This window comes from Lachnoanaerobaculum sp. Marseille-Q4761 (assembly GCF_017565785.1).
In the GTDB taxonomy this organism is placed as follows: Bacteria; Bacillota; Clostridia; order Lachnospirales; family Lachnospiraceae; genus Lachnoanaerobaculum.
Map to the genome: position 1 here is coordinate 618865 of NZ_JAGEKB010000002.1, position 21423 is coordinate 640287.

The following is a 21423-nucleotide window of genomic DNA, read 5'->3' on the forward strand; positions in this document are numbered from 1 at the left end:
TGACCAATCGACTTGTTATAGTAAGGAGCTAATATGATTAATAAAAAAGTGAAATCGTTATCTGTTGTGCTAATAATTTATTTGATTTGTTTTGCATTTCGCATACTTGAATACTTTATACTGCGAACAGATCAAACATTTTTAGGTGAAGCCTTTATACATAAACTGATAGGCGTTGCTGTTCTTTTTGTAGTGATAAAACTCTTTGATTTCAATTTTAAAGAAATCGGTTTTGCCAATAGTAAAGCGATCCTATATATCTCAATGGGCTTGGCTTTCGGATCTGTAATTTTCTTACTTGCATATTCAGTTGAAATTCTAATACTTACTTTGCTTGGAAATTTTCAAACACTTGCTTTATATGTAAGTGCTTATGCTGTTGATGGGAACAGCAGCCACCGAACGGCATTAGTTTTCTTTATTTTTTGTATTGTTGGAAATATCATTAATGTAATAATGGAAGAGGGGATATTTAGAGGGCTGTTTCCAAAGTTACTTGAACAGAAATACACTTTTATCATTTCCGCTATAATATCATCATGTTTATTTGGTATATGGCATATAATGGCACCGCTCAGAGATTATTATTACGGTTCAATGAGCCTGAACGGATTTATTGCCAATTCTGTTATGTTAGTTATCACCTCCGGTTTAGTCGGCCTCAAATTTGCAATGATAACTAAATTAACAGGAAATCTATATATGGCAATGGGAGATCATTTTGTAAATAATACAGTCGTAAATATACTTCATGTCATCTCCATCACAGGTGCAGATAAATTTATGACTTTGAGAATCTCTATTGCTCAATCCGTATCGTTTATAATCGTACTTATATTATATTTGTTGAATTTTTATAAGAAAGGTAAATTATATAAGAAATAAAAAAGGGGGTGTGAAAAAACTCGATTGAGTTTTTTCGCATCTCCCTTTTTGCAATTATTGTGTATAAATGACTGAAATCATACGCAAAAAAAGCGCAATTCCACTACCCCATAGAAATTCTTTTTTAATCTATGCGGCAGTTCTGTTTCTTGTCTTTTTTTTCTGATATTTATATAAATTATGGCCTATCGCCACGAGTAAAACTTCAAGTTTGACTGAATGAATACCTCTTCGGACAATTCTCTTGTACCAACGGTCGCTTTTCATAATTCCAAAAGTGCCTTCTGCTTGTATCGAACGGTTCATTCTCAATAACGCACCGTGGATACTTTCCAGGTTTTCGATTACTTCCTTATGCATGGAAGTTAGTTCCTGATTGATCCGAACGGTTCGATTCTTATCTGTCTTCTTACATTTCTTTGCATATGGACATCCGCTACAGTCTTCGCATTCATACAGTTCTTCCTTGCGTCCGTACTGATTTCCCCTCACATTTTTTCTGCATAAAAAATGGAATGCTTTATCGTTAGGACATCTCATGACTCCTTGCTCATCAATTCTGAAGTTAACTGCACGAAATGGATCTTCATGATATTTCCGATCCTTAGTTTCCTTTTTAAACATTGGAAATTTCATATACTTTTCAATTCCATTCTGTTCACAGAAAATATAATTGTTGTATGAGCCATATCCGGCATCTGCCACAGGATATTGGGGATAGAATCCATAAGTTTGTTTGAAGTGCTCCATCAAAGGAACGAAACAATCCATATCCGAACGATACCGGTTCACGTCAACAACTGCAATATATTCTTCTGCTACACCAATCTGTACATTATATGCCGGCAGAAGCTGATCATTGCCCATGTAATCCGTTTTGATACGCATAAAGGTAGCTGAGTTATCTGTTTTAGAGTAACTGTTTCGGTTAGGACCACAGATTTCAATTTTTTGTATGTATTCTTGAAGTTTCTGACAGAAAGTAGTCAAGTGTTCATAATGACTCTGTTCTTTGGATTTTCGCTTTCCGCTTTCGTAAACAAATGTACTTGTATCCAGTTCCCATAAAAGTACTAGCTGCTCAACGATTTCATTCAGATAATCCGGTACATACTCTGTGTTTGTTGTAATCTTCACCCCGCTCCATGCGATTTCTGCATAAATTTCCTCAATCTCCGCAGTGATTTTTTCGTAAAGCTTGTAACGGAACTTTTCGGTAGCCTTCTTCCATACCCAGGTATACTTGTTTGCATTTGCTTCAAACTTGGAGCCGTCGATGTAGAGATGTTGAAGATCTACATGCTCCTCATTAAAGATAGCATGATTGATGTCGTTAAAAATGTTTTCAATTTTATCTTGAAGTATTTCATTGATGAAATATCCAAAGGTTCTGTATGACGGAGTCCGGTAATCCATGAGATACATGAACCTGATGTTAACTTTGCAGTTGTCTTCCAGTTCTCTCAGAGAGCAGTAACCGCTAGTCATAAATCCGAAAAGCACTGTTTTTAACATGTTGACCGGATTATATCTGAGTCGTCCGGTTGTGTACTCCGGAATATCCGTCAGACACTTGTTTAAATCGATTCCTCCCATCAATCTGTCAAATGTTAAAACAGGATCCAGCAGATCCAAACAATCTGAAAGAAACAGTGGTAAATATCCTTGTTTTGAATTACAATAAGTATCGTGTGAAGTTTTCATTGCAAGTTAATTTTACCACAAAAATAGGACCTTTCGCATGAACGAATGGTCCTATTTCTTTTAGGGACTTATTTCACAGCCCCTTTTTTCAACTATTGAATATCAAGCGGTTCTTTTCTTGTAGGCGGTGTAAATACACTGTCAATTGCCTTAAAATCATCCTCATCAAGTAAAATTTTATCAGCACCTGCATTCAGTATGGTATGAACCTTATTACCTGTTCTTGGTATTGCTATAGTCTTTCCGTTTCTAATATTCCATGCAAGCATCACCTGTGTAATATCACACTCATGTTTTTTTGCTATTTTCTTTAATACCTCCGAATTAAATAACCCTCTTCTGAGACTTCCTGCCTGTGCAAGCGGACAATATGACATAAGATTTATATTATTTTTTCCATCCACGGTAACAAGCTGTACTCAATACCTCTTGAGCCTGTATGATAAAGCACTTGATTTACCATACAATTTTTCCCCTTTGGAGTATTGTAAAGTTCTTCCATATAATCTATATCAAAGTTTGATACACCCCAAGATTTTATCAATCCTTCATTTACAAGCTCTTCAAGACAGTCAACTGTTTCTTTTAGTGGAGTACCTCCTCTCCAATGGTACAAGTACAAATCCAGATATGAAGCTTTCATTCTCTTAATGCTGTTTTCACAAGCTCTACGCATATTTGCCCTGTTTGCATTACTTGGTAGTACTTTTGAAACCAAAAAAAGTTTCTCTCTATCAAAATCTTTTATAGCTTCTCCTACCAATTCCTCACTTCTACCGCTACCATACATTTCGGCTGTATCTATAAGTGTCATTCCAAGATCTATACCTGTCTGTATAGCTTCTATCTCATCTTTTCTTTTTGTTTTACTGTCACCAAGATACCATGTTCCTTGCCCAAGCGCAGGTACAACTATTCCGTTTTTTAATTTTACAGTATTATTCATAAACGCCTCCTAAATGCCTATACTATATAATATTGATATTTTATAACCATTAATATTAATAATTCAACAATTGATATTATTTTATCATATATCTTAATTTTACTGTCGTTTTGTACTATACTCTCTTAAATAAACTAACTAACGGAGTATATATGGATTTAAAGCAATTGGAATATATTATAGCTATAGATAAAGAAAGAAATATATCAAAGGCTGCAAACAGGCTTTTTATTACTCAATCAGCACTAAACCAACAGCTTTTAAAAATTGAAAATGAGTTGGGCACAAAACTCTTTGACAGAAGGCATCCGTTTATGGTTCCTACATTGTCCGGGAAAATATATATAAATACAGCTAAGCGAATGATTGAAATGAAAGAAGACACTTATAAGATAATACGTGACATTGCTAATGAAGATTATGGCGAAATATCTCTGACTTATACTCCTGAACAAGGAGCGACTTTGTTTGCAAATATTTATCCTTACTTTCACGCAAAATATCCTAATATAACCTTCAAAATTACCGAGACAAGAGTAAAAGCCATGGAACAGCTGCTGTTAAGCAGAGAAGTAGATATAGCACTGAGCATATATTCAAAGGATATAGGGTTAAAAGACAGTCTTGAATTTATAGACCTGCACACTGAACAAATACTTGTTGGTGTTCCATCATCAAATCCTGTCTTAAAAACTATAAATGCTGTTTCCGATAACAAATACCCACAAATTGACTTAAATTCACTGGCCGAAGAAAATTTTGTACTTATGTCTACAAATACTTTGATAAGAGATATTATAGATCTATGTTTTAAAGAAGCTTCATTCACTCCAAAAGTTTTATTTGTAACATCCAGTACACCGACTGTATTAAATATGGTCAAACAACAGATTTGTCTTGGCTTTATACCTGAATCTTATATAAATAATACAAATGATATAATATTTTTTTCACTTTCACCTGCCAGATATTGGACCAGATGTATATCATACCTGAAAGGCGGATATCTGACAAAGTCTGAAAAATATTTGATAGAGCTTTGTAAATTATACTATAGTGGTGAATTATCACAATATGCACTTATTGACAAATAGTATGATATTGTGATCAAAACATGTTTTAAGCCGATACCATCTTACCCAAATATAGTCTATAATAAATCTTACAAAATAATTTTAACATTGGGGGATAAATGAAAAAAGAAAAAATACAAGCTTTTCTTGCACTGCTTACAGCAACTTTTTTTTGGGCTTCCGCCTACATTTTTGTAAAACAACTCTTAGATAATGTATCACCATATATGATGTTGGTCGCAAGATTCGGCTTTGCATCACTGATACTTATTGCTATTTACGGCAAAAAACTTTTGCAAATCAATAGCAAAATGCTAAAAGCCGGTATTATAATGGGAGTATTCTTATTTCTTGAGTTTTTACCTTTACAGTAGGGCTACAATACACTACAACATCCAGGTCTTCACTACTGATTGCAGCATATATTATACTGCTACCGTTTGCATACCTTATAATAATGAGAAAAAGGCCGTCACTTTCCGACATTATAGTTTCAGTTATATGTATGGTAGGAGTATTTATCATATTAGGCAATGACCTTGGCAGCTTTCACTTAGGTGATATCTACTGCATACTTTGTGCATTGTGCTATGCATTGTATATTGTGATATCATCAAAATACTCAAAGCGATATGATTCCGGTATCTTAAATGTTTTACAGGTATCTGTTACCGCTATAATCTCTATAATAATTTTGTTTTTTGTTAAAGACCACAGATTCTATATATCCTTTAAAGACGGATTTCAGCTTATATACCTGATCATCCTGTGTACTACTCTACCCTTCTTTCTTATACTCTATGGGATGAAACATTTATCAGCCACTACAAGCGGTATACTGCTTTCACTTGAAAGTGTAATGGCTGCATTTATGGGTATAATAATATTGCATGAGGCATTTACGCTGAATCTGTTTATAGGTGGTGTTATTATAATATTTTCATTTATATTATCCGAGTTATTACCGAAGATATCAAAAAAGTGATATTCTTTTAAATTATATATAAAATAGGCTGTATCATTAAAAAATGTATTACAGTCTATTTTATAAGTGAAATATTTCATTCTGTAATAAAATGTAATTAATATAATATTTCTACCTTATATTCTTGCCAATGTCTGTATTTGTTCCCATATTTTCTCATCTACATTTATCCCTTCTTGCATACTAATCTTCCTTCTTTGCAATGTATTTTCACCGGGACATTTTACCGGATGACTTGAATCAATCGGATGTGACAAATCTGCTCTTTTTACTCTATCATCCCATTTCCTTTGAACAATATCTTTATTACCAAATAAATATGGATCAATTGCTATAAACACTTGACAACAGCCTGTGCAACTTCCTCTTTTTTCATCATCAAGTTCTGAACCTGTTTTCCCATTTGCCAATGCAGATGCAACCAAATCCAGTACTAATGCAAATGAGGAACCTTTCCAATATCCCGTCGGTAAAATTCTTCTTGATTTCTCTATTTCACCGGGATCAGAAGTCAGATTTCCATTTTCATCAAAACCTCCCGGATATGGTAACTGCTTTTCCGCCAGTCTATAGACTCCAAGCTTTCCATAAGCATACTGGCTCATTGCCATATCAAGAACTATTTCTCCATTTTCTCTCGGTACCGCCATGCAGAAAGGATTATTTCCTACACTTGGCTCATCACTACCCCACATAGGCATACAGCTTTCCGTTGCAATCCAACTTATTCCTATTTTACCACTTTCAGCCATTTTCCAAGCATAAGTGCCACCACGCATCCAGTGTGTCGTATTTTTAAGTGTAACCAAACCTATACCATGTTCATTAGCAAGTTTAATTGCTCTATCTGTACAAAAAATCGCATTAGTTATTCCCGGTCCCAGATTTCCATCATAATTTTCTGCCAGTCCCTTTTTGCTGACTAACTCCGGCTCTCCATTTGGATTGACCCAGCCCCTTTTAACATATTTAACAAACCGTGGTACTCTGTTTGCACCATGGCTTTCTACTCCATCGGCACTTGACTCAGTATGAATCCTGGCACAAATACTTGCCTTTTCATCATTTAATCCGGCATTTAAAAATGCTTGTTTTATTGTATTCTCTAATATCTCAAAATTTACTTTAACACTCATTCATTTCCTTCCATTTTATCATGCCTAACAGGCAGGTATTTACATTTGCTTTAACATTTTTTAGAGCATATAAAACACCTACAAAAAGTTGTCACCTTAAAGTAACAGCCCATTTACTATTTATTATTTTTATCTTTTATTTCTTTTATATTATTATTTTGTCCTACAGTCTTAAAGTCTAAAGCCATTCTCATTCTGAAATTTATATGTTGGCGAAGTACAAGTGAAATCACCTTTGCCGTAAAAAGCAGTGCCACAATAAAAGCTGCAAAGATCATAAAATAATCTATTTTTTCATTTAATTTTTCCATTAACCTACTCCTATCTGATACTTTTTATAAGGTCATTTCTCACACATCCTTATGAATACGGACCTTAATACAATAGTATCACAGAGTAAAAAATCCCTCAACCTTTATACGATTGAGGGAGTCTTTTTATTAAGCCGCTTCTGCACTGCCTTCTTTTGATGTGACTGTTTTAATTATAAAGAGTACGGCAATCATTAAAACTACCGCTATTATAAGTGATAAAACAGCATTTTTTATAAATGCCGCTATTATGTAGCTTACAAATGACACTGCGGCAACGAGCATTGCATATGGCAACTGTGTATTTACATGGTTGATATGGTTTGACTGTGCACCGGCACTTGCCATGATGGTAGTATCCGATATAGGTGAGCAGTGGTCACCGCAAACAGCACCTGCCATACATGCTGAGATAGAGATTATCATCATCTGTGAATCTTTTCCGGCAAATACGGCAACAACTATAGGAATAAGGATACCGAATGTTCCCCATGATGTTCCTGTTGAGAAAGCCAGACAAACCGCTACTACGAATATGATTGCCGGAAGCAAAAGCTGCATTCCGCTTGCTGAATGTTCCATCATTGTAGCAACAAATTCCTTTGCTCCGAGCACATCTGTGATAGACTTAAGTGACCATGCAAATGTAAGGATAAGTATTGCCGGTACCATTGCCTTAAATCCTGCCGGCAGACAATCCATACATTCCGTAAACTTAAGAGATCTTCTTACAATATAGAATATCAATGTGATTATAAGTGATACAAAACTTCCCATTGAAAGACCGACTGAAGCATCACAGTTTGAAAAAGCTTCTATTATACCTGCACCGCTGAATATTCCACCGGTGTAGAGCATTCCGATAACGCAGCAAATAATCAATGATATTATAGGAAAGAGCATATCAATGAGCTTACCGTCTTTATGCGAGCCTCTGTCAAGCTCGTCAAACTTCTCTTCTCCGGTTGTGAAAAGATCTCCCTTTTTTGCATTCTCCTCATGAAGCTTCATAGGTCCGAAGTCAAACTTCCATACAGTGATAACAATCATCATCACTATTGTAAGGAGTGCATAATAATTAAAAGGAATAGCCTTTATAAAAAGAGCAAATCCGTCTTCACCGTCAACAAATCCCGTAACAGCCGCAGCCCAGGATGAAATTGGTGAAATAATACATACCGGAGCCGCCGTTGCATCTATTAAATATGCCAGCTTTGCTCTTGAAACCTGATGTTTATCCGTAACAGGTCTCATAACACTACCTACTGTGAGGCAGTTGAAATAATCGTCAATAAATATAAGACAGCCAAGAAGTACAGACATAAGCTGTGCCCCTACTCTTGTCTTGATTCTTTTTGATGCCCATTTACCGAAGGCATCGGAACCGCCCGTCTTATTCATAAGTGCAACGACCATTCCAAGGATAACAAGGAAAATCAAAATACCTACATTATAGGCACTTGATAATACTGATACAAAACCTTTTTCAAATATGGCCTTCATTGTGCCTTCAAAATTAAATCCTGAAGCCAACATACCGCCGAAAATAAGTCCGATTGCAAGTGAGCTATATACTTCCTTACTTATAAGTGCAAGTACAATAGCTACAAGCGGAGGTACAAGTGACCAGAATGTTGCGTACAGGGCAGGCTTGGGTGCCTCTGCTTCCGCACCGTAAACTATCATTGGACACAAAACTACGATTAAGATTGCTATACATAGCAAGTATGATTTTTTATTTCTAAAAAACCCGGAATTATAAGTGCCATTACCACTATTCATACCTTTTCCTCTCTTTTACATTTCTATACCGACACGGGCTCTTATGCCTTTGTCAAACGGATGCTTAACCTTTTCAAAATGTGTCAGATAATCAGCAAGTTCTGCTATTTCATCCTTAGGATTTCTTCCGGTCATAACCACTTCCAGATTTTTTGGGCGGGATTCTAAAAAATCTGTCAATACATCATGCTCCACCATGTTAAGATTATAAGCATCTATTATCTCATCCATTACCAATAAGTCTATATCTTTCTCAATGGCAAGATGAATAATTTCTTTTAGATGATTTGTGAAAAACTCCTTTGCACGGACTTTTTCCTCATCAGTCATATTAAATGTAAATCCAAATTTATTTTTTTTTGTATATACCTCTATATTTGCTATATTTCTTAATACCTTCAGTTCATTTGAAGTATCGCTTTTTAAAAATTGTGAAAACAGGACTTTTCTTCCACTACCTGCACATCTTACAGCCAAGCCGACTGCAGCCGTGGTCTTTCCCTTACCGTCACCTTCGTACACATGAATAAGTCCTGTCATATTATCTCCTTTACTTGCCTAAGCCTCTTCTTAACATTTCGGTTACTGCAAATGTAGCTACATCATCCGCAAATTTTCCGGTACCGAATCCTGCATCATAACCCAGCTCCTTAGCCAGCTCATGTGTGATTCTTGCTCCACCGCAGATAAGCACATATTTATCTCTGAGTTCCTCCGCTTCCAAAAGCTCCACAAGATTTGTCAGATTTTTTATATGTATATCCTTTTGCGTGACCGTCTGTGAAACCAGGAGTACATCTGCATTTAATTCTCTTGCCTTTTCAATGAATTCCTCATTTGAAACCTGTGAGCCCAGATTATAAGCATCTATCATCTCATATCTCTCAAGCCCGTAATGTCCGGCAAAACCTTTTCTGTTCATTATAGCGTCTATACCTACAGTATGTGCATCCGTTCCTGTAGAAGCTCCTACCACAACTATATTTCTATGGAAGTTTTCCCTGATAAACTCATTTACATCTTCCATACTCATGGTTTCTTCTTCAACAGTCTGTATGTGAATATTGGTATAATCAACACTATGTACTAAGCTACCATAAACCACATAAAATGTAAACTCCGAATCCAATGACATTCTATGTGCAATATTTACATCTGAAAGTCCCATTTTTTTTGCAAGAATTCTGGCAGCTTCCTCACCTCTTTCATCATTTTTTACAGGAAGTGTAAAACTGACCTGAACCTTGCCGTCATTCATAGTATCGCCATAGGCTTTAAGCTTTGTAAGATCAAGTGTTTTATCAAATTCGACTTTATTCAGATTATATAAACCGCTACTCATCCTTCACCTCCTTTTTCATAAGAGGAATAAACGGATTAAAATACACACTATCCTTGATTACAACTCCGTCAAGTCCCTTTCCACCGTCAAAAGGTCTCTTTATATCCGCAAAAGTTCCCTTTTCAAGTGTGGCAAAAAGTCCCTGTGTCTCTATATCCGAAAGAAGCGAAGCCGCTTTGTTTAAAACCTCATTTGCCCTGTTTCTTATGATACCGTCCTCTTTAAATTCTATTTCATCCCCAAGATCCTTCATTGTTCTGAATATATACTGTGCATTTTCTATTGCCAGTGCTCTGTCGGACATAAATGGAGTATGTATAGCCTCAGTCATCATTCCGAGAAGATGTATCTTCTGACTTGTAAGAATGGTAACCATATTAAAAAGTGCATCCTGTACATGCCCACGGAAAATATTTCCTGTCATAAACTTTGTAGGAGGCATATATTTTAGCGGTGCCTCAGGGAAAATTTCCCTTGCCATCTGAGCCTGCGCAAGCTCAAATAAAAATCCGTTTTCCGCATCAGGCGATATTTCAAATGCATGTCCAAGTCCCTGCTGCTTTGGAGGAAGACCTGCCTCTATAGCAAACTGTTCATTTAAAAACTGTGATGCAAGTACGGTATGTGCCTCTTCTATAGCATCTGCCGTAGTCAGATAATTGTCCTCACCGGTATTTATAATAACTCCGGCAAAGCCGTTTATAACTCTTGAAAAATACTGATCCACCAAAGTTCTTTGCATATTTATATCTCTAAACAGTATGCCATAGAGTGCATCATTTAACATTACATCCAGTCTTTCCATGGCTCCCATGGCTGCTATCTCGGGCATACAAAGTCCGGAACAGTAGTTACAAAGTCTTATATATCTGTTTTCCTTCTCACCTACCTCATCCAAAGCCTTTCTCATCAGCTTAAAGTTTTCCTGTGTGGCATAGGTTCCACCAAATCCTTCCGTGGTGGCACCGTATGGAACATAGTCAAGAAGGCTCTGTCCGGTGGTCCTTATAACGGCAATTATATCTGCTCCCTGCTTTGCTGCGGCTACAGCCTGTGTTATATCCTCATATATATTTCCGGTTGCAACAATCAAATATATATATGGTCCCTTTGTATCTCCGTATTTATCCAGATATTCATTTCTCTTATCCACATTCAGCTGTATTCTCTCCGCCATGGACTTTGCTACAGGAGCTATTATCTCCTCTATTTCCTTTGAAGAATGAATCTTCAGCTTGGATAAATCTATTTCACCATTATCAATGCCTTTTGCTATTTCAAGCGGTGAAAGTGATAATTCAAGCATTCCATTTCCCAGCATAAATGCCGCTCCCATCGGTAGAAGTTTATTTTCCACCAGATGGTCCACCACCACATTCGGCAGCGGTACCTCTACACTGTTTACACCGTCAATACCCAAAAGTCTGCATACCGTTCTTTCTACAGCAACTGTAGTATGATCATCAATAAAGGCTTGGACATCCAGAGCGACATTCCTTGCACTGTTTCTGGCTTTAGATATTAAATTTTTATCAAGTCCAAGTTTACTCATGTATCTCTCTCCTATTTCTTATCATGTGATCTTCTGTATCTTGCCAAATCAGCCGGCTCAATTGTCATATCAAATCCCTGCTCCAAAGCGGCTACACCTCCAAGATGTCTTTCCTTCTTACCCTTACAAATATCACAATTACATTTATTTTCATAATGCTCAGGCTCTGTATATGTTGTGATAACACCCTCATAATTTCTAAGTATCACCTTGCCCGGACTTTGTGAAATAACATAATTCGGCATAACCGGAGTCTTTCCTCCACCTCCCGGTGCATCCACTACAAATGTAGGAACACAGTATCCTGAGGTATGTCCTCTAAGTCCCTCTATTATTTCTATTCCCTTTGAAACCGGAGTTCTGAAATGCTCAAGCCCCTGGGAAAGATCGCATTGATATATATAATAAGGTCTTACTCTTATCTTAACAAGCTCATGTACAAGATCCGTCATTATATGTACACAATCATTTACACCTGCCAAAAGCACAGTCTGATTTCCAAGAGGAATGCCCGCGTCCGCAAGTCTTGCACAGGCTTCTGCCGATTCCTTTGTAATCTCACTTGGATGATTAAAATGTGTATTAAGCCAGATCGGATGATATTTTTTAAGCATATTTACAAGTTCCGGTGTGATTCTTTGCGGCATAACAACAGGTGTTCTTGAGCCTATTCTTACTATCTCCACATGCTCTATTTTTCTAAGCTCGGATATAATATACTCAAGCTTTTCATTGCTTATAAGAAGTGCATCTCCGCCTGAGAGCAACACATCCCTTACCTCAGGATGTCTTCTTATATAGTCAATACATGCATCCACCTGTGATGTAGGCACACTTGTATCATTTTGTCCGGCAAATCTTCTTCTTGTACAATGTCTGCAATACATTGAGCATTGATCTGTTACCAAAAATAAAACTCTGTCCGGATATCTATGTGTAAGACCATGTACCGGTGAATCGGTATCTTCATGCAGTGGATCCGCAAGATCCGCATCCGCTATATGAAGCTCCGAAACTGTAGGTATTGCCTGTTTTCTTACAGGATCGTCTTCATCTTCCAAATCAATAAGCGAAAGATAATATGGTGTAATAGCCATTCTGAGATTTTCCAGACATCTTTTTACACCCTCTTCCTCTTTTTCTGTAAGTTTTATATATTTTTTCAGACTCTCTACATTTGTTATTCTATTTCTAAGCTGCCATTTCCAGTCATTCCATTCGTGATCAGGAACATCAGCAAATAAACCGTTTTCTCTACTGTTTCTCATCTTTTTCCCCTTACATTTCTAAAATATAAGTCAATAGCACACCTTTGTATATCAAGCTTTTATACTGTCTGCCCGACATTACACATACTTTTTCTCAAACACTTCTCTGATAGCAGGATTTTCACGAATTTCCTGTAATGTTATTTTGTCATGTCCCTTGGTATAGCCATTTCCTATGATCATATCTATATCTTTTCCTACACCCTCCGCCCCAAGTGCCGCTTTTGTAAAGCTTGTAGCCATTGAGAAGAAATATACACAGCCTCCGTCATGTACAGGCAAAATAGCACTCATCTCACAATTATTTACATTTACACAGCATATGGAAACATCATATTCTTTTCCGTCATTAAGCTCGATGGCTTTTTCAAGTACTTCTACAGGAAGTGCCGCACTTGCCTGAAATGCTTCATGGCAAAGTCCCATTCTTTTAAGTTCTTCAACGCCTTCCTTGCTGTAATCCATGGCAACTACTTTTCCTGTAGGTCCTACTCTCTTCATAGCCTCATAGCAAACAAGCATTCCGCTCTTTCCCGCACCTCCAAGTACCAGTACACTCTGTCCTGATTGAACAAGTTTTGCCGTCTGTGCAGGTGCACCTGCTACATCAAGTGCCGCCAATGCAAGTGCCTCCGGTAAATCCTCAGGAAGCTTTGCATATAATGCGCTTTCAAATAAAACAGCCTGGCCTTCTATATCCACTCTGTCTATTTCAGGATGAATAGCCTTTATTTTATCTATTTTTAAAGGTGTCATTGAAAGAGAAACCAAAGATGCTATCTTATCTCCGACCTTGATATCCGTATCCAGCTCTTCTCCTATATAGCTGACCGTTCCTATAAACATTCCGCCCGAACCTGTCACAGGGTTTTGCATCTTTCCTCTTTCATTTACGATATCAAGAATCATCTGTCCGATTTTTTCAACATCCTTATTACATGCCTCTTCTATCTGTGTAAATGAAGCCGAGTCGATATTTAATGAAATAACATCACAGATAATCTCATTTGAATATCTTTTTGTCATATCATTATCTATCTTTTTTGCAGCCTGTGTTAATACTCCTTGAGGCTCAATAACTCTGTGAATACCATACTTATTTCCCTTTAGCATAATTCCTCCAATCTATTTTAAGCCCAATATCTCTCTCGCCTCATCAGGTGATGCTATCTCTCTGCCAAGCTCTTTTGCCAGTCTCACGACCTTTTCCACCAGCTCTCCGTTTGACTTTGCCATAACGCCCTTACTGAGATATATATTATCCTCAAATCCTACTCTTGCATGTCCTCCCATAAGGATTGCCATGGTCACCATAGGAAATTCCGCTCTTCCTACTCCCGAAGCTGTCCAAGTTGAACCTGCCGGTATACTCTCTACCATAAAGTTAAGATCTCTTGTCGTTCCCGAAATACCGCCATTTACTCCCATCACAAAATCAAAATGCATAGGTGATTTTATAATGCCCTTTTTGTTAAGGCGAATAGCCATATCTATCATGCCCTTGTCAAACACTTCCACTTCCGGCTTAATACCCAGCTCATTCATTCTGTTTGCAAATTCTATAATAGTGTTTTCGGTATTGACAAAGATATCATCACCGCCAAAATTGCAGGTACCGCAATCAAGTGTTGCCATCTCAGGCTTAAGCACGGTAGGCGCAAGTCTTTCCTCATTACTCATACCTACCGCACCGCCTGTAGAAGGTTGTATGATTACATCAGGTATTTCTTTTTTTATGGCATCAATACATTCTTTAAATCTTTCCTCACTCTGTGTCGGTGTTCCGTCATCTTCTCTTACATGCAGATGTATGATGGCGGCTCCCGCATCATATGCAGACTTTGCTTCTCTTACAATCTCCTCCACTGTATACGGAACATTGGGGTTTTGCTCCTTTGTGACCTCTGCACCGCATATACATGCTGTAATAATAAGTTTATCCATATTTATCTTCTCTATTTATTATTTCTCTGTCTGTCTTTTAATACTACACAGGTTCCGCTGGCTCTGCATACCACTATAGGCTCTTTTAAAACATCACATGCCGAATCATTGATATCCGTTCTTGGAGTAATTACCTTTCTTGCCTCAAATACCATCTTTCTTGAAGTATTTCCTACAGAAACTATCTCGCCTGTAGCCTCTATAAAATCTCCGGCATGAACAGGTGCCAAAAACTCCACACTGTCATAAGCTTTAAACAGTCCCTCGTCACCGTCATTGATAATCAAAAGCTCGGTTGCCACATCACCGAATAAACCAAGCATTCTTGCTCCGTCTACAAGTTCACCTCCATAATGTGCATCATGAGCACTCATACGCAGTCTTATTGTTGATTTAACCATCTTTTCCTCCTCACGCTGATAAATTTCTTTATCCCTTTTTATTTACATATTACAATAAACTTAATGTTTTTATCACTGACTAAATGTATATAAAAAAATACAATTTGATGGACAAAGTGTATATAGCCTCTTTTTAGCATTGTTAATAATATCACTATGCTACATATATTCATATAAATAACTATCTAATTTTATTTTAAAGATGATATATCAAGAGGAGTTACCTTGGTAAATTTTACTTACCAAAAAAAGATACGGATCAAAAATACTTTTTAATCCATATCCTCCTATAAAATTGATTTTAAAAATTTAATCAAAAAAATCATTTAATATTAAAGCCAATGATAAATCCAGTCTTTCATAAAAATCATCAAATTTAAAACCTGTCAAATCTTTTATGCTCTCCATTCTGTTTATCAAAGTATGTCTGTGAATAAAGAGTCTTTTGGCGGCTCTGGTAATATTTCCGTTTTCCTCCAAATAAAACTTCATTGTCTTTATATAATCGCTGTCGGATTCCCTATCTTTATCCAGTAAAAGCCTTAATACCTTATTTTCCTTTGAATAGAGTGTATTAGTTCTGTATATTGAATATAATTTTTTTAAAAAAGGCATATGTTCATATATACAAGTACCTCTTATCGCCCTGATACTGTGCAGAGTTTGGAAAGCCTCCATACAATGCTTTATTGCCTGCTCCAAGTTATTATTGTCTACAAGCATATCCGCAGCGGCAAAAAGATTTAATCCTATCTTTTTTGACAGTTTTATAAGCACCACCTGTATTTCATCCATCAAATCCTTAAGCTTTGCAGCGTTTTCAACACCTATACAAAAGGTCATTTGAAGCCCCTTTTCAAAATGGCATATATAAGTATCACAGCTGAATACAACCAGTGAATTTATAGTTTCAAATGCTTCATTTATATCGGAGCCTGCCTCATTATATATATTTACAGACGAAACCGCCAAAAATGCAATTTCCCTTTCATTTCCTATGCCTCTTGAAAGGCTCTCCGTTAACTTCTTTTTTAATTTAGGATAAAAGTAATTAAAATCCAGATAGCTTTGATTACCCAGTATTGATTCTCTGTTTATCTCACTTATCAAGGTCTTTAAAACCTCTGAGAAAGAAAAACTTGCCGGCAGTTCAAGTACCGGAAATTTATATTTTCTGGCTGATTCCAGTATGTAAACAGGTATGCTCTCCACATAATATCCTGTCTGCACCATAAGTCCTACCACACCCTTTGCCTTTAATCTTTTTATCAGATTAAAATATCTGTTATGATCTGCCAGATCAAAACCCGTAGTTATAAGGAGCTCTCCGCTTCCGACCATATCAACGGCATCCAGTATCTCCTGTACATTTACCCAGCTTATTATATTTCCGGCACTTTCTCTTCCTGTTATAAGCTCCGTACCGGGAAAAAAATTATTTTCTATGATGTCCCTAATAGTAAGCGGCATATCCCTGCCTTTCTAATTTATTTCATTTAATATATCCAAAAGTTCTTCCTGCAAGCCTAAAAGTCTGCAAATCATCAATGCTTCCTTTGGAGGTTTCTTTTCTTTTTCCACCTTAAAAATACCATAGTTCATAAATTCCGATATTGCGCCAATCTTTGCATCATCATTTGATTTTGTAAGTAATGCCTTTGATATTCTCTCCTCCAAAACTCCCTGCAAGCCTTTTACCTGATAATGGCAGCCTGAGAGTTCCGCTATATGATCAAAATGTGTCACAAGCAGACTTAGAACCCTTTTTTTATTTAAAAGGGCTACAAGAGCTCTTACAATGCCCTCTCCCTCTTTTGGATTTGTGCCTCTTGCAAACTCATCAAATATAGCAAACACAAATTTATTTTCTATAATATTCAACAGATTTTTCAGCTCCACTATCTGTGCACCGAAGCTTGAAAGACCTCTGTTTACAGACTGTGCTTCTTCAGAAATTATTATTATATCATCAAAAAGAGGTATGCTTGCAACATTTGCATATACAAAAAATCCACATAATGCCAGATATGTATTTAGGGCTACGGTCTTTAATGTAACACTTTTCCCCCCCATATTGGCTCCGGTAAGCACTGTGGTACCGATAGACATATCAATACTTATTGCTGTAAACTCAAGCCCCTTTTCCTTTAATATATCACAGATATAGGGATTTCTTGTATCTTCAAGTATCAGTATATCCTCCGTAATTTCAGGCATACAGGATGGATAAAACTTTGATACACGATATTTCTCAAGCAACAAATCAAATCTTGCCACAGCCTCTATATTACTTAGCAAGATACCAAAATAAGGTCTGATTTTAACAGACAGCTCTTCCCTTATCTTTCTCTCTTCATTTTCCTCTTCCACAGCTATCAAAAGTCTTTTATCCTTCAGCTTCTCAAATGCCTCTTCGCTCTCTTGCATCTTTATTTCTATTTCACGCTTTTTCTTTCTGAGGGCTTTTAAAGTATCCGAATAATCGTCATATATCGCAAATGCAGGTATTCTTCTGCCGTCAGGATCAAGTATATCCACCGCATCCTTTAGATCTTCTATTTTAAAACCTGTGAGGGTAAGATTTTGTGTCAGCTTTTCGATAAGAGGCTTTAGCTTTTCCATATGCATCAAAATTATTTTTATCTCAAAAAGCTCTATATCGGACAGTATATTTTCTGTACCGAATTTTATAGAACCTCTTACATCCTTCATCTGCATAAATATTCTTCTTACAGCATTGATATCCGCCTTTACGATATCATATTTTTTTGATAATTTATTCAGATTGTTAAGTTCTTCCTTAAGTATATCTTCTTCCTCTTTTTTAAAGGGACTTATGTTTTTTATAAGTTCCATACCGAAAGGTGTGGCGGGAAGCATCTTACTTTTTATAAATTCAAAACCTATATTTTCTCTTTGCCGAAAGTCCATACTAGCTCCTATACTTATTTGCAATATCTATAACAGGCAAATCTGTCCTTTTTTGCATTTTTTCTAAAAAGATACCACTGTCATAATGATTACCATAGGCTGAGAAAGGATTTATCGTTATTGCCAAAATATTTATTGTATCAATACATGAAAATACCAAACCTCTTTGTTTCAATTTTTCAAAGTTTTCGTATTTTATCAGTATTCTTGAACCGTCAAAAAACACCAGTCGCTTTCCCTCAAGCTTTGCATTGGATAAAAGCAGTGGATTTATCATGGCATCAGTCAAGCCTCCGTTTACAAAAATATTATCTATATCACTCTCCTTTGCCCAGATTTCTTTTAAATCTATATTTTCCTCTGATTTTTTTAAACTGCCGTCTTCTATTATATAATATTTTTTTGCATAGTTTTCCCTGTTAAAATCCTCCGGTAAGCCAAGTTCAAACTTTGGAAGTGAAAAAAGCTTTGATGTATATATCGTATCTCTTATCGTTTTTTCCATATCAAGACTGTAGGAAGCTCCACTTGAAAGTATGGCTACATTGCTCACCTTTCCCGTGGCAATACTCTTTCTCTCCAATGCACCGTCTATTAATATCTTTCCACTACTGTGCTTTTTAAAACTCTCACAAACTCTTGACATCTGAGTTGATATCGAAGGACCTGCTATCTGCACAAAGCCGTCACTCAATGCCCTTATTATTATTATTTCTCCCAGTGGTGTATATATACCGGTGCTCTCCACTATCTCCTTTGTAATATCACAATACTTTATCAAATCAGCCGCAGTGGCAATATAATCATCCTTATAGATATATACCTCGGGCTTTTTTGTGTTTGTAACGAGATCAAGTTCTTCCCCGTCTCTTCCTATTGATGTTAGCAGTATATTTTTTTGTTTCTTATGTAGTTTTTTTATTACTTCATTCAGTACTGTAGTCTTTCCGGCATTTTTACACATTCCGATAAAAGAAATTCTTTCTTCATCCTTTATCAAATCATAGATATCCATTATTCTTTCCTTTTTACAGGCAGCTGTGCAATCACTATAGCAACAAACATAAGCACAGCCCCTGCCAACTCACGATTTCTTAAAACTTCTCCAAGTATTATCCATGCAAATATTGCACTGAATACACTCTCAAGGCTCATCAAAAGACCGGCAACGCTAGGTCTTACATATTGCTGCCCTATATTTTGCAATGTATAACCGCATGCACCGCTGAAAATTCCTACAAACAGTAAAGAAGACATTGCTTTTATTATCATTTCTACAGTCAGCTTTTCAAATAAAATCATTACAATGCTTGAAAAAACTGCCACTACCAAGAATTGAAAAATTGAAAGATCAAGCACGGCAACCTTTTTTACAAAATGCCCTACCGTAATTATCTGTAATGCAAATAATAATGCACTAAATAATAATATTACATCACCATATTCCAAATTAAATCCTGTATGTATGCAGAGTAAAAAAAGCCCCGCAACACTTAATACCACACTTATCCAAAGCCTGATTCCCTCTTTTATTTTAAAAAATATCATTGAAATAATGGGCACAAAAATAACATATAATGCGGTAATAAATCCCGCCTTTGACGCGTTGGATTCTTGTATTCCGATTTGTTGCATCGCACTTGCAAAAAATAAAAAAAATCCCGAACATAAACTTGCAATAAATAAGGTCTTTTTATACGCTCTTTCGTCTGTATGCTTGTTTGAGTTTCCGGTATTTTTTTTCTTAAAAAAATACACAACAGGAATCATTGCAATAAATGATATCCAGCTTCTTATTGCTAAAAATGTATAGGCGTTTACATATCTTGCCCCTATACTCTGCGCCGAAAAAGCTAAACCCCAAATCAAGGCTGCAAGAAACAGCATTACAACTCCCAATGCATTCTTATTTTTTGACATATTCCCCCCTGTTATCAGAATATTAAATATATATCATATAGGTTATTATAGCCCAATACTCTTATAAAAAAAAGATGAGATAATAATAAATGAATTTTACGCAGTTTATACCTAAAATAATGCAATTTATACCTTTTAAGATTTTTCTAATAATTATATTGTATAATACAGACATATTAAAGAGTCCAAATAAACAGGAGGAAATTATGAAATCAAAATTAAAACAAAAAGCTTTTGCGCTGATTCTTACATTAGTTTTAACCGTTCCTTTTATACCTTCATACGACTTCCATATATTAAATGTTTATGCAGGAGTTTCTTCCACAAATTATACATCAATGCAATACAGTGAAAATCTTTTTACAGATTCTAAAGAGTCTGCTTCCTCTTTAAAATTTACAAGACAGACAAATGGAAGATTTTCCGTTACACAGACAAATGATGATCCTGATACAACCGGAAGTGTGATGATGCTTTTTGCTTTGCTTATCGCTATGGGAGTAATAGCAGAAGCGGCAAAACCGAAAGAAAACTAAAAATCCTTTTAAATCCTATACAGCAATATATATCTAAAATATACGATATATATTGCCTTTTATTTTTTCTGATATTATAATTCATTTGTGTTTTACGATGGAGATATATATGAGACGAAAAAATACTACACATGAAATGATGATGGGCTATATGGCTTCATCTCTCTTAGAATTGATGCTTGAAAAAGATTATTCCAAAATTTCAATAGGTGAAATTGCAAAAAATGCCGGTGTTGACCGTTCATCCTACTATAGACATTTTAAATCCAAGGAAGATATTATATCTTTCTTTTTTGATATGGTTTTAAAGGAATCCCTTGACGGTTTTATCAATATGTCAAGCATTGATTTTACAATATATATACATTCGATATATATGGCTTTTTTTAATTATAAAAAAGAGATATTGCTTATTCATTCCGCAAAACTCTCATCTTTGCTTTTAGATGTACTTTCAAAAAGATTTCATTTTAATGAATATGCAGCCAATGCATCTTTAATAAAGCAGTATAAACTTTCATATATTATCGGCGGAATTTATAATAATCTTATATTTTGGATGAGCAGAGATATGAAGGAAACACCTGATGAAATGACTGCCATTTCTCTACAATTCCGAGATGAAGATTCTATTTCATTGCTTAGCCTTAGATAAAACTAATTGTATAAGAATCCTACAAAAAAGCAGCAAACCCTAAACTTTCGGA

23 protein-coding genes are annotated in these 21423 nt (G+C 36.0%); 6 read left to right on the plus strand and 17 right to left on the minus strand.

All coding sequences use genetic code 11. The annotated features are described in order from the left end of the window. Window positions 1–33: 33 nt before the first annotated feature. Window positions 34–885: a CPBP family intramembrane glutamic endopeptidase gene (locus J4O15_RS10070; protein ID WP_208100666.1), complete on the plus strand. Its 852-nt coding sequence runs from the start codon at window positions 34–36 to the stop codon at window positions 883–885. 129 nt (window positions 886–1014) lie between these two features. Here the strand turns inward: J4O15_RS10070 and J4O15_RS10075 are convergent, their stop codons facing one another. The 3 genes from J4O15_RS10075 to J4O15_RS10080 form a co-directional block, all read right to left on the minus strand. Next, window positions 1015–2589: an IS1182 family transposase gene (locus J4O15_RS10075; RefSeq protein WP_208100667.1), complete on the minus strand. Its 1575-nt coding sequence runs from the start codon at window positions 2587–2589 to the stop codon at window positions 1015–1017. 92 nt (window positions 2590–2681) lie between these two features. Beyond that, complete coding sequence (locus J4O15_RS16315; RefSeq protein ID WP_330638765.1) at window positions 2682–2993, minus strand: aldo/keto reductase; 312 nt, start codon at window positions 2991–2993, stop codon at window positions 2682–2684. Next, window positions 2972–3535 carry an aldo/keto reductase gene (locus tag J4O15_RS10080; RefSeq protein ID WP_330638767.1) on the minus strand — a complete coding sequence of 188 codons (564 nt, stop codon included), beginning with the start codon at window positions 3533–3535 and terminating at the stop codon, window positions 2972–2974. Before J4O15_RS10080 ends, J4O15_RS16315 begins: the two co-directional genes overlap by 22 nt. A gap of 152 nt (window positions 3536–3687) precedes the next feature. Between J4O15_RS10080 and J4O15_RS10085 the strand changes: the two genes are divergently transcribed. The 3 genes from J4O15_RS10085 (at window position 3688) to J4O15_RS15970 (ending at window position 5593) form a co-directional block, all read left to right on the plus strand. Continuing rightward, complete coding sequence (locus J4O15_RS10085; RefSeq protein ID WP_208100668.1) at window positions 3688–4629, plus strand: LysR family transcriptional regulator; 942 nt, start codon at window positions 3688–3690, stop codon at window positions 4627–4629. 98 nt (window positions 4630–4727) lie between these two features. Continuing rightward, a complete protein-coding gene (locus tag J4O15_RS15965; RefSeq protein WP_243762030.1) occupies window positions 4728–4982 on the plus strand; it encodes an EamA family transporter in 255 nt (84 codons plus the stop codon). 83 nt (window positions 4983–5065) lie between these two features. Next, window positions 5066–5593, plus strand: coding sequence for a DMT family transporter (locus J4O15_RS15970; RefSeq protein WP_243762031.1), 528 nt, complete (start codon window positions 5066–5068; stop codon window positions 5591–5593). A gap of 116 nt (window positions 5594–5709) precedes the next feature. Here J4O15_RS15970 and yiaK read toward each other — a convergent pair whose 3' ends face one another. From yiaK to J4O15_RS10160, 14 genes are all read right to left on the minus strand, one after another. Further along, window positions 5710–6729, minus strand: coding sequence for a 3-dehydro-L-gulonate 2-dehydrogenase (gene yiaK / locus J4O15_RS10095; RefSeq protein ID WP_208100669.1), 1020 nt, complete (start codon window positions 6727–6729; stop codon window positions 5710–5712). Window positions 6730–6845: 116 nt separating this feature from the next. Next, window positions 6846–7040 (minus strand): hypothetical protein, encoded by a 195-nt coding sequence (locus J4O15_RS10100; RefSeq protein ID WP_009220765.1) that lies wholly within the window; start codon window positions 7038–7040, stop codon window positions 6846–6848. 129 nt (window positions 7041–7169) lie between these two features. Further along, window positions 7170–8822: a Na+/H+ antiporter NhaC family protein gene (locus J4O15_RS10105; RefSeq protein WP_208100670.1), complete on the minus strand. Its 1653-nt coding sequence runs from the start codon at window positions 8820–8822 to the stop codon at window positions 7170–7172. Window positions 8823–8837: 15 nt separating this feature from the next. Continuing rightward, window positions 8838–9362 carry a cob(I)yrinic acid a,c-diamide adenosyltransferase gene (locus J4O15_RS10110; protein ID WP_208100671.1) on the minus strand — a complete coding sequence of 175 codons (525 nt, stop codon included), beginning with the start codon at window positions 9360–9362 and terminating at the stop codon, window positions 8838–8840. A 10-nt stretch (window positions 9363–9372) separates the two neighbouring features. After that, a complete protein-coding gene (locus tag J4O15_RS10115) occupies window positions 9373–10164 on the minus strand; it encodes an OAM dimerization domain-containing protein (RefSeq protein WP_009220761.1) in 792 nt (263 codons plus the stop codon). Then, window positions 10157–11716 (minus strand): lysine 5,6-aminomutase subunit alpha, encoded by a 1560-nt coding sequence (locus tag J4O15_RS10120; protein ID WP_208100672.1) that lies wholly within the window; start codon window positions 11714–11716, stop codon window positions 10157–10159. The genes J4O15_RS10115 and J4O15_RS10120 overlap by 8 nt, the downstream gene beginning before the upstream one ends. Window positions 11717–11727: 11 nt before the next feature. Beyond that, on the minus strand, window positions 11728–12984 hold the full coding sequence (ablA, locus tag J4O15_RS10125) for a lysine 2,3-aminomutase (protein ID WP_208100673.1): 1257 nt from the start codon (window positions 12982–12984) through the stop codon (window positions 11728–11730). A 78-nt stretch (window positions 12985–13062) separates the two neighbouring features. After that, window positions 13063–14097, minus strand: coding sequence for an L-erythro-3,5-diaminohexanoate dehydrogenase (locus J4O15_RS10130; RefSeq protein ID WP_208100674.1), 1035 nt, complete (start codon window positions 14095–14097; stop codon window positions 13063–13065). A gap of 12 nt (window positions 14098–14109) precedes the next feature. Next, window positions 14110–14928: a 3-keto-5-aminohexanoate cleavage protein gene (locus J4O15_RS10135; RefSeq protein WP_208100675.1), complete on the minus strand. Its 819-nt coding sequence runs from the start codon at window positions 14926–14928 to the stop codon at window positions 14110–14112. Window positions 14929–14939: 11 nt separating this feature from the next. Then, the gene (locus tag J4O15_RS10140) at window positions 14940–15329 is read right to left on the minus strand and encodes a hotdog fold domain-containing protein (protein ID WP_009220756.1); all 390 of its coding nucleotides are present in this window, start codon (window positions 15327–15329) and stop codon (window positions 14940–14942) included. Window positions 15330–15638: 309 nt separating this feature from the next. Next, the gene (locus J4O15_RS10145) at window positions 15639–16799 is read right to left on the minus strand and encodes a PucR family transcriptional regulator (RefSeq protein ID WP_208100676.1); all 1161 of its coding nucleotides are present in this window, start codon (window positions 16797–16799) and stop codon (window positions 15639–15641) included. Window positions 16800–16811: 12 nt separating this feature from the next. After that, the gene (locus tag J4O15_RS10150; RefSeq protein ID WP_208100677.1) at window positions 16812–18260 is read right to left on the minus strand and encodes a MutS-related protein; all 1449 of its coding nucleotides are present in this window, start codon (window positions 18258–18260) and stop codon (window positions 16812–16814) included. A 1-nt stretch (window position 18261) separates the two neighbouring features. Beyond that, window positions 18262–19275, minus strand: a complete 1014-nt coding sequence (locus J4O15_RS10155; protein ID WP_208100678.1) for a hypothetical protein — start codon at window positions 19273–19275, stop codon at window positions 18262–18264. Continuing rightward, window positions 19275–20180, minus strand: coding sequence for a DMT family transporter (locus tag J4O15_RS10160; protein ID WP_208100679.1), 906 nt, complete (start codon window positions 20178–20180; stop codon window positions 19275–19277). Before J4O15_RS10160 ends, J4O15_RS10155 begins: the two co-directional genes overlap by 1 nt. Window positions 20181–20386: 206 nt before the next feature. On the opposite strand from J4O15_RS10160, the gene J4O15_RS10165 reads away from it, so the two are divergent. Together J4O15_RS10165 and J4O15_RS10170 are read left to right on the plus strand one after the other, a co-directional pair. Next, window positions 20387–20716 (plus strand): hypothetical protein, encoded by a 330-nt coding sequence (locus tag J4O15_RS10165; RefSeq protein WP_208100680.1) that lies wholly within the window; start codon window positions 20387–20389, stop codon window positions 20714–20716. Window positions 20717–20825: 109 nt separating this feature from the next. Next, the gene (locus J4O15_RS10170; RefSeq protein ID WP_208100681.1) at window positions 20826–21371 is read left to right on the plus strand and encodes a TetR/AcrR family transcriptional regulator; all 546 of its coding nucleotides are present in this window, start codon (window positions 20826–20828) and stop codon (window positions 21369–21371) included. Window positions 21372–21423: the final 52 nt, after the last annotated feature.